Annotated in this window: 13 protein-coding genes; 8 read left to right on the top strand and 5 right to left on the bottom strand. The window is 59.3% G+C overall.

The genetic code is table 11. The annotated features are described in order from the left end of the window. Positions 1 to 178: 178 nt before the first annotated feature. The 3 genes from ACVDG8_RS37480 to ACVDG8_RS37470 all read right to left on the bottom strand — a co-directional run bounded on the left by ACVDG8_RS37480 (position 179) and on the right by ACVDG8_RS37470 (position 2510). Complete coding sequence (locus tag ACVDG8_RS37480) at positions 179 to 877, bottom strand: ABC transporter permease (RefSeq protein WP_447250444.1); 699 nt, start codon at positions 875 to 877, stop codon at positions 179 to 181. A 3-nt stretch (positions 878 to 880) separates the two neighbouring features. Further along, complete coding sequence (locus ACVDG8_RS37475) at positions 881 to 1585, bottom strand: ABC transporter permease (RefSeq protein ID WP_447250653.1); 705 nt, start codon at positions 1583 to 1585, stop codon at positions 881 to 883. An 82-nt stretch (positions 1586 to 1667) separates the two neighbouring features. Further along, positions 1668 to 2510 (bottom strand): transporter substrate-binding domain-containing protein, encoded by an 843-nt coding sequence (locus tag ACVDG8_RS37470; protein WP_447250652.1) that lies wholly within the window; start codon positions 2508 to 2510, stop codon positions 1668 to 1670. A 225-nt stretch (positions 2511 to 2735) separates the two neighbouring features. Here ACVDG8_RS37470 and ACVDG8_RS37465 point away from each other — a divergent pair, with 225 nt between their 5' ends. Beyond that, positions 2736 to 4103, top strand: a complete 1368-nt coding sequence (locus ACVDG8_RS37465; RefSeq protein ID WP_447250651.1) for an aminotransferase — start codon at positions 2736 to 2738, stop codon at positions 4101 to 4103. A 264-nt stretch (positions 4104 to 4367) separates the two neighbouring features. Next, entirely contained in the window at positions 4368 to 5408 is a 1041-nt protein-coding gene (locus ACVDG8_RS37460; protein ID WP_455707927.1) for a YncE family protein, read from the top strand. 130 nt (positions 5409 to 5538) lie between these two features. On the opposite strand, the gene maiA is transcribed toward ACVDG8_RS37460, so the two are convergent. Next, the gene (gene maiA, locus ACVDG8_RS37455; RefSeq protein WP_447250437.1) at positions 5539 to 6177 is read right to left on the bottom strand and encodes a maleylacetoacetate isomerase; all 639 of its coding nucleotides are present in this window, start codon (positions 6175 to 6177) and stop codon (positions 5539 to 5541) included. Positions 6178 to 6583: 406 nt separating this feature from the next. On the opposite strand from maiA, the gene irrA reads away from it, so the two are divergent. Next, positions 6584 to 6982 (top strand): iron response transcriptional regulator IrrA, encoded by a 399-nt coding sequence (irrA, locus tag ACVDG8_RS37450; RefSeq protein WP_447250649.1) that lies wholly within the window; start codon positions 6584 to 6586, stop codon positions 6980 to 6982. Positions 6983 to 7221: 239 nt separating this feature from the next. On the opposite strand, the gene ACVDG8_RS37445 is transcribed toward irrA, so the two are convergent. Continuing rightward, positions 7222 to 8889, bottom strand: a complete 1668-nt coding sequence (locus ACVDG8_RS37445) for a choline dehydrogenase (protein ID WP_447250648.1) — start codon at positions 8887 to 8889, stop codon at positions 7222 to 7224. A 417-nt stretch (positions 8890 to 9306) separates the two neighbouring features. Between ACVDG8_RS37445 and ACVDG8_RS37440 the strand changes: the two genes are divergently transcribed. The 5 genes from ACVDG8_RS37440 to ACVDG8_RS37420 are packed head-to-tail and all read left to right on the top strand — an operon-like array spanning position 9307 to position 12949. After that, positions 9307 to 9786, top strand: a complete 480-nt coding sequence (locus ACVDG8_RS37440) for a hypothetical protein (protein ID WP_455707926.1) — start codon at positions 9307 to 9309, stop codon at positions 9784 to 9786. Between the two features lie 16 nt (positions 9787 to 9802). Beyond that, entirely contained in the window at positions 9803 to 10573 is a 771-nt protein-coding gene (locus ACVDG8_RS37435; protein ID WP_455707925.1) for an ABC transporter substrate-binding protein, read from the top strand. A gap of 24 nt (positions 10574 to 10597) precedes the next feature. Continuing rightward, on the top strand, positions 10598 to 11311 hold the full coding sequence (locus ACVDG8_RS37430) for an ABC transporter ATP-binding protein (RefSeq protein WP_447250646.1): 714 nt from the start codon (positions 10598 to 10600) through the stop codon (positions 11309 to 11311). Next, positions 11308 to 12057: an ABC transporter ATP-binding protein gene (locus tag ACVDG8_RS37425; protein ID WP_447250645.1), complete on the top strand. Its 750-nt coding sequence runs from the start codon at positions 11308 to 11310 to the stop codon at positions 12055 to 12057. Before ACVDG8_RS37430 ends, ACVDG8_RS37425 begins: the two co-directional genes overlap by 4 nt. Positions 12058 to 12070: 13 nt before the next feature. Then, complete coding sequence (locus tag ACVDG8_RS37420; RefSeq protein WP_447250644.1) at positions 12071 to 12949, top strand: branched-chain amino acid ABC transporter permease; 879 nt, start codon at positions 12071 to 12073, stop codon at positions 12947 to 12949. Positions 12950 to 13124: the final 175 nt, after the last annotated feature.

Genomic DNA, 13124 nt, shown 5'->3' with positions numbered 1-13124 from the left:
CCGCTCCAGAGCGGGCCAATCGCCGTTCGGCATCGACGCTGGATCTTTGTGGCGGCGCCCCGATGGTTAGACGCCGGGCCGCTCCTGTTTTCAGTGTGCCAATCCAGCCGCGGGCGCTTCAGCTTGGCGGGATCTTTCTACCCGCTACGTGGAAATCCGCCACTGACGGATGCGTTCATCATGTAGCCGACGCCGGCTGACGCAGATGCGGCGACAGCCAAAATTCGAGAAGCAATATCGCCCTTGTGAGGAGAAAATTAATTGCCAGATAGATGATCGCGGCGCAAACAAAGACCTCCACGACACGGAACGTGTCCGAGGTTATCCTTCCCGCAATGCCCGTGACCTCGGCCAGAGTCACCATCGAGGCCAAGGACGTGGATTTCACAACACCAACGATTTCATTGCTGTAGGCTGGAATGGCATGCCTGATGGCGATCGGGAAAACAATGCGCCTGAACAGCTTCAGGCGGGACATGCCGCAGGCACGGGCCGCCTCGACCGCTCCGCTCGGCACCGCCAGCAAGCCGCCGCGTATCGCCTCCGACCCATACGCAGCCGTATTCAACGTAAAAGCCAGCAACGCACACCAATAAGGATCACGAAGAAACGGCCACAGAATACTGTCCCGCAAAGTCGGAAACTGGCTCAGGCCGTAGTAGATCAAAAACAACTGGACCAATAGTGGGGTGCCGCGAAGGACGAACACGTAAGCCTGGGCAGCCATGCGCAGCGGCCAATAGGCCGACGTGTTAGCGAGGGCAATTAACAGCGCCAATATTGCACCAATCACGAGCGATGAACCGGCAAGCGACAGCGTCAACGGCACTCCAGCCAAAAGCTGCGTGATCGTGCCGACCATGAAAGCGATGTCCACCGCCTATATCCTCTTCACGCCACGGGCCGCACGGCGTTCCGCGTTGGCAAAGCCCCATCCTGAAATTATGGTCAATATTAAATATAGACCGCCTGCCGTGAGATAAAAATCGAAAGGCTCTCCTGTCGAAACCGATCCGTACTGGGAGCGGCGAAGGAGCTCGGCGAGGCCCGTGATCGAGATCAAGGCGGATTCCTTCAATAGCAGCTGCCAACAATTGGCCAGTCCCGGAATGGCTGTACGCAGTGCTTGTGGCACTATGATGCGCCTGAAGAGCAGCATCGTGTGCATACCGATGGCTTTCGCAGCCTCCAGCTCCCCACGCGGAATCGCGAGGAACGCAGCTCGGAACACTTCCGCCTGATAGGCGGAGGAAATAACGGCCAAGGCGCAGGCGCCCGTCCAGAATGCGGGAATATCGACAAATCCGTGATGTCCAAACAAGCCGGCAATCCCGGTCAGAAAGGACCCTCCGCCAAAGTAGAAGAGGTAGATCACCAGCAGATCCGGTATGCCCCTCAGAAAAGTTGTGCATCCATCCGCAAAAATCCGCAGGCCGAGCCCGCCGCGAAGCTTCGCCCAGGCGATAAGCGAACCCAAAGCTGCACCAAGACACAGAGCCGTACTGGAAACCGCGGCGGTGACAAGGGCGCCGACGACCAAATAGAGCCCCCAACTCGTGTTGAGCATCAAATCAATGTAATTCATCCAGTCGGCTCCCCGGGGCCAGGCGTAGGTTTGGGCCGGCTTGCGGCCGGCCCAAATTCAGCACAGATCCTTACCAACTTAATCAACGAGAAGGCGTGATGTCTTCCTTAAACCACTTGATGGACAGGTTTTTCAGGCTGCCGTCGTCCAACATGTCGTTGATCGCCTTGTCCCATGCGGCCTTCAGTTCCGGCTCTCCTTTTCTCAAGGCGACCGAAGAGCCATCGCCGATCACGTCGCCCGAGAAGAGTGGTCCGACGACCGCATAGTTTTTGTAGTCGGGTTTACCAAATGTGTCCCGCAGACCGCCAACCGAAGCGAAGATTGCGTCAAGACGGCCGGACAAGAGATCGAGGTTGTACTCCTCCGGTTTGGAGTAGGACCGGATCGTGGCCGAATCGGCGAGATATTTTTTAAGGAAGTCCTCGTGGATCGTCGAAACCTGGACGCCAATCGTCTTCCCCTTCAGGGCCGATTTCAGTTCGCCGATCTCCTTGAGCGCGGCGTCCTTGTCCTTAACCAGATCAAATAGTTTTCCCGTGTCGATCTTGGAAAGGGGGCCGTCCTTTACGGAACCGAAGCCCCCTGGATAGAATGCGTAGGCGCGCGAAAAGTCGATGACCTGGCGCCGTTTCGGCGTGGCGTTTATGCCGGACATGATGGCATCATACTTGCCTGCGACCAGGCCCGGAATGATGCCGTCCCAATCCTGGGCAACCATGGTGCACTGTAAGCCCATGCGCTTGCAAAGCTCATCCGCAAGCTCAATCTCAAAGCCTCCAAGCTTGCCGTCGGGCTTGGTGAAGTTCCACGGCGGATAAGAAGCTTCGGTAGCTATCGTTATACTACTTGGCAACGCGAGCGCGGGTGCCACCAGCGCAGACAGCAGTAAGCCGGCCGCGGCCAGCAGCTTGTATATCTTCATGATCGTCCTCCCAAAGGCTGAAGCCAACCTCACAGCGTATGACAAGTTCAAATCTATTGTTGTGTCAAATCTTTTTGGAACACAGTCCCGATTTATGGGACCTCTCTGTACCGAAATCTATTGACAGCTCGTGCAAAAGTTGCGCCCTTCTGAAAAGCCGCGCAAGCATGCCGCGCTCTCCGCTGCCGCTGACCGACAGGGAGCCTCGTAATACGGGAGGATCCGTTGAACGCCAATTCCACCATCAAGCTCGCCCATCCCTTCACCGACCTCAGCAAGGCGACGCTCTCAGACTTCACCGTCATGACGCGCGCGGAGGGTCCGTGGGTCTACGATTCCAACGGAAAGCGCTATTACGAAGGCATGTCGGGCCTGTACAGCCTTGGGCTGGGCTCCAACAACAAGCGGCTCCTCGACGCCATCAAGGCTCAATTGGACATAATGCCGTTTTACCAGGTCTTCATGTACAAGACGACCGATGTGGCGCTGGAGCTTTCGGAACGCTTGATCGAGGTCGCGCCCGTGCCGATGGCGCGTGTGATGCTGCAGTCCTCGGGCTCGGAAGCCAACGATACCGCGATCAAACTTTGCTGGCTCTATTGGGTTATGCAAGGCAAGCCGGAGCGCCGCAAGATGATCGGCAGGCTACAAGGCTACCACGGCACCGGCGTGGCGACTGCAAGCCTCAGCGGCCTACCGTTCCAGCACCATCAGTATGGCCTTCCTCTGCCGGGCTTCCTGCACGCCGACTGTCCGCACTACGCGCGTTTCGCGAAGCCGGGAGAAACGGAAGAGGCCTATGCAAGCCGGCTGGCGAATAGTCTCGAAGAACTCATTCTGGCGGAGGGCCCGGAAACAATTGCCGCGTTCTTTGCCGAACCGGTGATGGGCACCGGCGGCGTGTTGCCGCCGCCGGCGACGTATTTCGACAAGGTCCAGGCGGTGCTCGAAAAGTACAAAATCCTGTTTGTCGTCGATGAGATCATCAATGGGTTTGGAAGAACCGGGAAAATGTGGGCAAGCCAGCAATACAATCTTCGGCCCGACATGATGTCGAGCGCAAAGATGCTTTCATCGTCCTATATGCCCATATCGGCGCTTTACATCGGTCAGAAAGTGAGCGATGCGATGGATGAGGCAGCAAGGCAGCAGGGCTTCATCCATCACGGCTACACCTATGGCGCCCACCCTGTTTGCGCGGCCGCGGCAATCGAAGTGCTGAATATCTACAGGGACGAAAAGATCGTAGAAAACGCAGCGCAAACCGGCAAGTATCTGGAATCGCGTCTCAAGGGCGAGATTGGCATATTGCCGATCGTCGGAGAGGTTCGCGGGATCGGCCTTATGTGGGCCATCGAGCTCATGGCCGATAGGTCGGTCCGTCAAAATTTCGATCCCAAGCTGAAGGTGGCCGTCTCGGCGGCGGCGACTGCTGCCGAACGCGGCCTGATCGTGCGTCCGGTCGTCAACGACACACTGATTCTGGCTCCGCCACTGATCATGACGAGGGAAGACGTGGACTACGTCATCGATATTCTGATCTCGGTCATCAAGGATGCCGACCGGAAATTCCGGCAAGGCGACAAGCCTTGATGCGAGCCTGCTCGAACGAGCCGAAAGCACGGTGATCCGGCAGTCTTGCGCGGGACGATAGATGCGATTGCCGCTGTGGGTACTCTTGCCGGCGCCTGGGACTTTCCTGGCGCCTTATTATTTCGGGGGCAGGATAACATTGGTTCGAAGGAGCCGAAGCCGTCCCGTAATATTGAACGGTGATGCCAAAGGGGAGATTTTATGATGCAACTAAGATTGAGTACCACGATCGTCAGGCGTTTGTGCACTGTCGGCGTCTTGGCCTTGTGCGCGCTGTTTGCCCGCGTGGATGCCTCGCGCGCGGCTACCGCCTGCGCGTCACAAGGCGGCGTCAACTATCTTTGCGGCCTGAAGAAACCCGAAGACCTGGTCAGGGTCGGCAATACGGACTGGATCATCGCCGGCAAGCTCGGAGACGACAGATGGTCCGGCGGCGGGCTCGAGGCCATTCGTGCCTCCAGTGCCGAACACCATGACATCAAAATCGATTTCTCCGGGCAAGCGGTCGATCCCTATGGCCAGTGCCCCGGTGCCCCGCAGCCTGAGCTGTTTTCGGCGCATGGCATCGCCATTCGAGATAATAAGGACGGCAGCCATTCGCTCTACGTAGTCAATCATGGCGGCAGAGAGTCCATCGAAATTTTCGATGTCAAGCTCGTCGACGACCAACCGGCCGCTGCCTGGCGCGGCTGCGTGCTGATGCCCGAAAAATTCTCCGGAAATTCGGTAGCGCACCTACCGAACGGTGGGATCGCCGTGACGGTGCTCTTCGACCCGTCGAATAAGACCTGGCTGGACAGGTCGGTTGCCGGCGAACCCAGCGGCTTTGTCGTGCGCTGGTCACCGGCGACTGGTTGGTCCGAAATAGCCGGCAGCGAAATTGCGGGGGACAACGGCCTGGATGCTTCGGAGGACGGTAAATGGCTCTACATCGCCGGTTGGTCCGACGGAACGGTCCATCGCCTGTCATTGGAGAAAATACCGTTTCACCGCGATAGGATAAAACTCGGATTCCTGGTCGATAATATTCATCTGGAGCCCAACGGGGATCTCCTAGCCGCCGGTCAAGTCGGCTCGGCGAAGAAATTGGTCGAAGATTGTATTTTCAAGTCCGTCGCCGTCTGCGAGTTTCCGACCGCCGTTGCCAGGATCGACCTGAAAAGCTGGACGTCCAAGCGGATCGTCGAAAAACTTCCATCGACACGCAATTTCGGCTCGGGAACGTCCGCTCTCATTGCCGGCGGAAAAATCTGGATAGGAAGTTTCACCGGCGATCGCGTCGCAATCCTGCCGGAGCCCAAATAAGCTGAGGCATGGCCCGCCGGAAACCCATCGCCTGCCGGCAGGTGCGGGATCGCTGATTGCCTTTATCAAGGCGGGCCGCCATGGAGCCGCAAGGAACTCATGTCGCCAGACCATGTTCCGCCCTGTTCTATCAGGAAGACTGGGGCGGAACCGGGATCGCTTCGCGGAATGGCCTGAGTCCGTTACACGCGGACACGATACGGCGGATGCGAGGCATCGGCGTCATGTCGACGCCCCATCGTTCAGCGTTGTAGACCTGCGGGACGAGACAGGCATCGGCCATTGTCGGCTCGTCCCCATGGCAGAAGCGTCGCGTGGCGGGATGGTCGAGCAGATGCTCGAATGCATCCAGACCCTGGCCGATGAACCTTTGCATCCATGCCGAACGCACGTCGTCACCTCCCCCTGACAGCGCGACCACGTGGTTTGCGACGCTGCCATTGCAGATGGGGTGAATATCCATGGCGATCACATACGAGAGCGCGCGGACCCTCGCCCGCCCTTCGGGCGTAGGCGGAAGCAGCGAGGGCGCGCGTGTCTCGCTCAGATATTCGATGATCGCCAGAGACTGCGTGAGCCTCAATCCATCGGTCTCCAGCACCGGGACCATGCCCTGCGGGTTGCGCCCGACATGGTCGGGATACTTTTGCTCGTCTTTAAGCAAATTTATCGGAATTCTATCGTAGTCCACACCGAAATGGTTGAGCGCGATCCTGAGCCGGTAGCTTGCGGAGGATCGCCAGTAATCATAAAGGGTGGCCTTGCTCATCACCGATCACCTTACCCAAAGCAGACAGAGTCAAAGTCGGGTGAACCGCACGCTGCGGCAGACGACGCTGCTCCGCTTGCCCGATTTAAGAACATGAGACAACATATTCTTCGCCAACATGCATGTTCGCAGCAGGGCATGCCTTGCATTTCCTGTTTTTCGAGACTTGTTGGTCCCATAATCGTTGACACTTCCTAGTGGCAAGCCTAACTTGCGTTTGTCTGCAAAGTGGAGCCGCACGTAGGCGACATCGATCGACAGCATCGTCGACCGGTGTTCCGGCCGTTGTCGGAAGTCATGTGCCATAACGCATTCGCCGCACGAGAGGCGCCGCGACCGGCTTTAGAGATGCACGGCGGCATAATGACATAACCAGAACGTTTCTTCCACAATCCGGCGCAATACGATGAACGAACCTCTTTCAATCCTAAGCAGGGCTGGCCTTCGGCCTACGAAGCAACGGATTGAACTCTGCAAATTGCTTTTCGCACATGGAAATCGCCACGTCTCGGCAGAGACGCTTTTTGAGGAAGCAACAAACGCCGGTATCAATGTGTCGCTGGCCACCGTCTACAATACGCTGCATCAGCTCTCCGCGTTGAAACTCATACGGGAATTGGCGCTTGACGTCTCAAGAACCTATTTCGATACAAATCCTCAAAGCCATCATCATTTCTTCTTCAAAGAGGACAATGCCGTCATCGATATAGAGGCGGGTGCCGACGTGGACGGCATACCGGAGCCCCCGGACGGATACGAGATTGCCCATGTCGACGTCGTCATACGCTTGCGCCGTAAGGCCTGACTCGTTGCGAAAAGCACGGCGTGATCCGACCACAAGACTGTAGCCGCTTGCATCGTCGCTCACGTCGTGAGTGCATCGGGCGACGGTCGGCCATGCAAACGATGCGAGTACTCCGCAAAGAGGTCGCCCGCCTTTAGAGGCTTGAAGTCCTTGCGATCACCGCTGCCGGCTCTGTGCCGCTGCCTGTTCCGTACGCTGCCTTCCAGCCCGATGCCGTGGCCTTCGTCCGGCGTCCCGACCTATCTTTGGGCGTTCTGCCAGTGCGGATTGATCCAGGCAGGGGCGTTCGATGGTGCGAGCGCCTGCCGGCCCAATATCATGTCCGATGCCTTTTCGGCGATCATGGTGGTCGGCGCGTTGAGATTGCCATTGGTAATGTCAGGCATGACCGACGCGTCGACGACCCTCAGGCCGTCCAACCCTCTAACCCTGCACTGCGCATCCAGGACGGCCATCGGATCATCGTCGCGTCCAATCCGGCAGGTGCCGCATGGGTGATATTCGGTCTGCACGGCTCGTCTCAGAAACGCGTCGATGTCTTCGTCGCTCTTGGCCGACGGACCAGGGATGACCTCTTCCCCGCGCACCGCGTCGAAAGCACTCGATCCGAAGATTTCGCGCAGGAGCTTCACTCCCCTTCGCATTGACTCGAGATCCGATGCGACCTTGAAATAGTTGTAGATGAATTTCGGCTGGTCATAGGGATCTGCCGAATTTAGCCACAGCCTGCCGCGGCTGGCCGGGCGGCTCAACGCGACATGGGCCAAGAATCCGTGGAAAGGGGCGAAATCATGCGACCCGTCGTCCTTCAACGTGTAGCACAGCGGCAAGAAATGGAACTGGAGATCCGGCCATTCGACGCCCGCGGCGCTTCTTATGTGGCCGCCAACGTGTAGGTGAGCGGTATCGCAGGGGCCTGCCATATTCAGGAACCAGCGAACGCCGGCCTTGATCTGGCCGATCGGGCTGAGCATGGAGCGGAGTGTGTCGTGGCGGGTGCTGGTGTAGGCTACCGGCACGTCAGGATGGTCGATCAAGTTCTCGCCCACGCCGGGCAGGTCGTGGACCGGGTCCACGCCGCGCTTCTTCAGATCCCCCGCGTTGCCGATCCCGGAAAGCATCAGAAAGTGGGGGCTGCCAAAGGTGCCGCCGCTGACAATAACCTCGCGCCTGGCCGAGGCATGCTGCGCGACACGGTCTATCTCATAATCCACGCCCGTCGCGCGTTTGTTATCGAGCACTACACGCCTAGCCGTGGCTTTCGTCACGACAGTCAGATTCGGCCGATTCATAATCGGTTCGAGATAGGCGCGAAAGGTGCTCCAACGACGGCGCTTATATGTGGTCGAACTATAGGGGCCTAGGCCCTCCTGGCAGTATCCGTTCACATCACTGGTGTTGGGATAGCCGGCCTCAAGGCCCGCGGCGAGCCACATGCGGTCATATGTGTCCAGCGTATCGGTGCCGCTTCTCGTCTTGAGCGGGCCGTCGTCACCCCTGTATTCGTCCTTGGGTCCGGAAAATCCTTCCGCGCGGCGGAAATAGGGGAGGACGTCCGCATAACCCCAGCCGACCGCTCCGAGATCCCGCCAATGGTCGAAATCCTTTGCGTGTCCGCGAATATATACCATTCCGTTGACCGACGAACTGCCGCCAAGAACCCGGCCTCGCGGCGAATAAAGCCGCCGTCCATGAAGTTCAGGTTCGGGTTCGGAATAGAAGGTGGCGACATAATTCGTCTTCAAGGCATGCCCAAGGGCACCCGGCATGTCCAGTTTCCAGCCCTTTGGTTCCGCTCCGGTCTCAAGCAGCAACACCGAGACAGTCGGGTCCGCCGACAACCTGTTGGCCAAAACGCAGCCTGCCGAACCCGCGCCGACGATGATATAGTCGTAAGTCTGGTTCAATCCGCCCGTGCCCCGTTGCGAACGCGGCCGCGCGCAAATCGTTCCGGACGCCCGTTTCGTCCAACGATCTCGCCAGTGCCGCTGGGCCCTTGCCCAAGTCCGCTCAAAACATTATTTGTCGGGCATTGTCAATATTTCGGGACGTTCAAGTCCTAAAAAACGGGATTACCCCATCGCCGACCGCTGCGCGAAGCGCTCGATTCGCTGTGCGGCGCCTGGTCTCCGCGAAGACGATCGGTCTCGCGGCAAGGCGCTGCATTTTGGCGTAAACTGTCAAGTTGGGGGATGGCGCCGATGCTACGCTGGCAAAAATGGGGACAGGCTCGAAACGAAGCCTGGCGGTGAGCCCGGCACCGGGCAAGAACGCCTCGACGAGGCGCCTCAAAGAAACGCGGCGAGAAGCGACAGGGGAAAGAGATGATCGACTCCAAACCGAAATTTTCCAGACGCCAGGTCGTCAAAGGTATCGCGGCGGTAGCCGGCGCGCCGCTGGCCATTCCGTACTTCGCTCCTTCGCTGGCCGCAAACAATGAACCGATCCGCCTCTCGGTCGTGGTAGCCCAGCTTCCGGATTTCACCGACTATCTGAACGGCGCGCAATTGGCGGCCGACGAAATCAACGCCGCGGGTGGCGTGCGGGGACGTGAGATACAGGTCGTCCGCAATGATATTGATTTGTGGACGGTCGAAGGGACCCAGGCGGGAATGCGGGCGATCGCCGATCTCGCAGCCCCACGCGATCGGGTGCAATTTCCTCTATTCGCGCATCCCGGGCATAGAAGCCCTGGGCGACTGGAAGGCGCCGTACCTGACAGGCGACACCAGCATCGCGCTGATCGAATACGGCAAGAAGAACCGGGACAAATACTGGAATTTCTTCCATCTGGACCCACCTGAGATCTATTACGGCCGGATGTTTCCGAAATTCCTTGAAGCGACCGCGGCCGATGGCGTGTGGAAGCCTATCAACAACAAGGTTCACCTGATCTGCGAGTCCAGCCAGTACAACATGACGATCGCCGACGAGGTGATCAAAACTCTTCCGCAAAGTAAATTCACGCTGGCGACGATCACGGACATTCAAAACCCGGTGCAGGATTGGGGACCGGTCATGCAGGCGATCAAGCAGGAGGGTTGCGGCACGATCATGCTGGATTACTGGTCGGCCTCGGAAGAGGCCGCGTTCTGCCAGCAATTCATCAACGACCCGGTCAAGGGTGCGCTTGTCTACATTCACTATGGGCCGTCGCAAACGGAATTTCTGCAAATAGCCAGTGGCGCCGCCGAAGGGATGGTCTGGTCGACGATGTTCGGCATCTATCCCAACGCCCAAGGCAAGGAATTCCGCGCGAAGTTCCAGCGGCGCCATCCCGGGCCGGTGCCGCTGTCTTGTCCGGCGTTGGCTTATGATACCGTCAACGTCCTGAAAAACGCTTGGCAAAGCGCCGACCCCTCGGACTTCAAGGCCGTCGCCGATTATATCCGAACCCACCCCTACCGCGGCGTGGTCGGCACGATCAACATGAACAACGAAGACCAGGCAGGCCTGCATTATCCGATGCAGACAAAGGACATGAATCAGGGAATGGCCCAGCTGTACTACCAGGTCCAGGATGGCGAGCATAAGGTCATCCAGCCGACGGCACTCGCCGAGTCCAAGTTCAAGTCCGTGCCTTGGGCCTGAGCGTGGCAGCGCGGTAGGCCTGTCATGCTTTTCGGCTGCGAAGGCATAGGGATCCGCCTCGGCGGGCGCACGATCCTGGACGGAATCTCGCTCGACCTAAAGCCGGGCGAGATACTTGGCGCCATCGGTCCAAACGGCGCCGGCAAGACCACCCTTTTCGAAATACTTTCCGGCCGCTACGTGCCGAGCCAAGGCCGGGTCCTGTTCGATGGACGTGACATCACGTCGCTCAAGCTCTTCGCCAGGGCCGCGCTCGGACTTGGCCGGACCTATCAGTCACCGGTCGTGCCCGAAGCGTTGACCGTCGCGGAGGTTTTCCGCGCCTCGCGCCAGGCCTATCTTCCTCATCTGACGCGCTTCCACGCGGAGCGTGCGGCGGGGCTGGTTGGGCTGGAGGTTTCGCCGACGGCACTTGCCGGCAGCCTCGATACGCTCAACCGCAGAAAGCTCCTTTTGGCCTGTCTGCTCATGCGCGACGTCCGGGTCCTTCTTCTCGACGAGCCGGCGGCCGGCCTCATCAATTCGGAGATCGACGAACTCGACAGGACGATCCGTTATCTGGCGCGTGAACTGAACATCGGGATCATCCTCGTGGAGCACCGACTGGAACTGCTGAGCGCCATCGCCGACCGCGTGGTCGTGCTCGACCTCGGCAAGATCATCGCCGAAGGACCAGTCGAGACGGTGTTCAAGGACCCGAAGGTGCGTGCCGCCTATTTCGACATGGAGGCGGCGTGACCGAGATCTTGCGCATCGAAAATCTGGCGGCGGGGTATGGACCGCTTCGCGTTCTGCACGGCGTGAGCCTGAACGTGCATGCTGGTGAGCGCATCGGCCTTATCGGCCTCAATGGCCACGGCAAGTCGACTCTGCTCAAGGCCATCGTCGGCCTCACCGGCTGGCAGAGCGGCTCGATCATGTTCGACGGCACCGAGATTGGCGGAACGCGCAGCCACGGACCGGGGCGGTCGACGCATAAGATCGTGCGCATGGGGGTTTCGCTGATGCCGCAGGGCGATGCGTTGTTCCATGGGCTGACCGTCGCCGATCATTTGGACAGCGGCGCCTACACGCCGCGCGCCTGGCGGGAGCGCAAGATGCGGCGCGATCGCGTACTGGCCATCTTCCCGTCGCTGGAAAAGCTGCTGCGCCAACCCGTCGGCAAGCTTTCCGGCGGAGAGCGGCGAATGGTTAGCCTCGGCCGGGGCCTTATGTGCGAGGCCAAGCTCCTTTTGGTGGACGAGCCTTCCCTTGGTCTTGCGCCCAAGATCAGCAAGAGCGTGGTCGAGGCATTGGCGCGCATCGACCTCCATGATGGCGCGATGGTGATCGCCGAGCAGAACCTGTCGCTGCTCGAAGGCAAGGTTTCGCGCCTTGTTGGGTTGCACGGCGGAAACCTGCAAGGGGGCACTTTGGTCTCCGCGCCCGAACGGGAGACGCGCAATGATCCCGCGGCCAGCATCAGCGAAGCGCTGACAACCTAGAGGCGTCGAAAACTTGGACCCGTATTACCTCGTCATAACGACCGTTTCGCTAGCGGCGATCTATAGTTTGATGGCGGTCGGCATTTCAATTATCTGGTCGAGCCTCGGGATGATCAACATGGCGCAGGGCTTCACCTTTGCCATGTCCGGTTATGGCGCCTGGTTCGTCTCGCAGAACATCAGTGCAAGCGGACCGGCCGTCCTGGCCGGCGGCATAATTACTGGCGCCGTGACGGGAGCAATCATTGGCTGCGTTGCTTTCCTTCCGCTCTACGACAAGCCAAACTTTCCGTTGCGCAGCCTAATAGCGACGCTCGCCATCAGCCTTATCGGTGGCCAATTTCTCATCTGGGTTTTCGGCTTGCAGGTGAAGGCCCTGCCGAAAATATTCGGGGCTGGAAGTTTCCATGCCGGTCCCGTCACGATCACCTATGACAAGGTTGGCACCATCGTCTGTTCCACAGCGCTGATGCTGGCGACCCTGTCATGGATGAAGTTCAGCCGCAGGGGGCTTGAAATTCGGGCGATGATGCAAAATCCCGAAGGCGCCGCGCTCGTCGGCGTCGGGCTGCGCTCGACGGCGATCTCCGTCATGATGCTCACCGGCGCGATGGCCGGACTTGCGGCGGTCCTGCTTTCCCAGAATTATTTCGTAAGCCCGACGTCGGGTGCGATGCCGCTCGCGAAAGGCATGGTGGTCGCCCTCGCAGGAGGGCTCGGGAGCGTGGGCGGGGCGCTCATCGCCGCTATCTTGATCGGGTTTGTAGAGTCCGTTACTGCGCTCACGCTAGGCGGGCAATATGTTCTGATCGCACAGTTCCTCTTCATCATCGCTGTTTTGCTCGTTCGCCCGCGCGGCATCGCCGGGATGATCGAGCACACGCGCGAGTAGCTCATGTCACCCCGAGAAATCCTGAAGACCGAGGGCGGCGCAGATTCCGTGGCCGCCGCGACCGGAACGCCGGGGCCGCAAGCCGGCGAGACTGAGCTCGTCGGCCATCGGCGCGTGCCAGGCCGCCTCGACCTAAGGGGCGAGCGCAGCAGGCGGCGATTGCGATACCCCTTCA

The organism is Mesorhizobium sp. ORM8.1 (assembly GCF_053005525.2).
This window is presented reverse-complemented; position numbering and strand designations above follow the sequence as displayed.

Coding starts and splice junctions, on each gene's coding strand:
- ACVDG8_RS37475 (WP_447250653.1), bottom strand. CDS start 1,585: ATGAATTACATTGATTTGATGCTCAACACGAGTTGGGGGCTCTATTTG.
- ACVDG8_RS37470 (WP_447250652.1), bottom strand. CDS start 2,510: ATGAAGATATACAAGCTGCTGGCCGCGGCCGGCTTACTGCTGTCTGCG.
- maiA (WP_447250437.1), bottom strand. CDS start 6,177: ATGAGCAAGGCCACCCTTTATGATTACTGGCGATCCTCCGCAAGCTAC.
- irrA (WP_447250649.1), top strand. CDS start 6,584: ATGAACGAACCTCTTTCAATCCTAAGCAGGGCTGGCCTTCGGCCTACG.
- ACVDG8_RS37440 (WP_455707926.1), top strand. CDS start 9,307: ATGATCGACTCCAAACCGAAATTTTCCAGACGCCAGGTCGTCAAAGGT.
- ACVDG8_RS37435 (WP_455707925.1), top strand. CDS start 9,803: ATGTTTCCGAAATTCCTTGAAGCGACCGCGGCCGATGGCGTGTGGAAG.
- ACVDG8_RS37430 (WP_447250646.1), top strand. CDS start 10,598: ATGCTTTTCGGCTGCGAAGGCATAGGGATCCGCCTCGGCGGGCGCACG.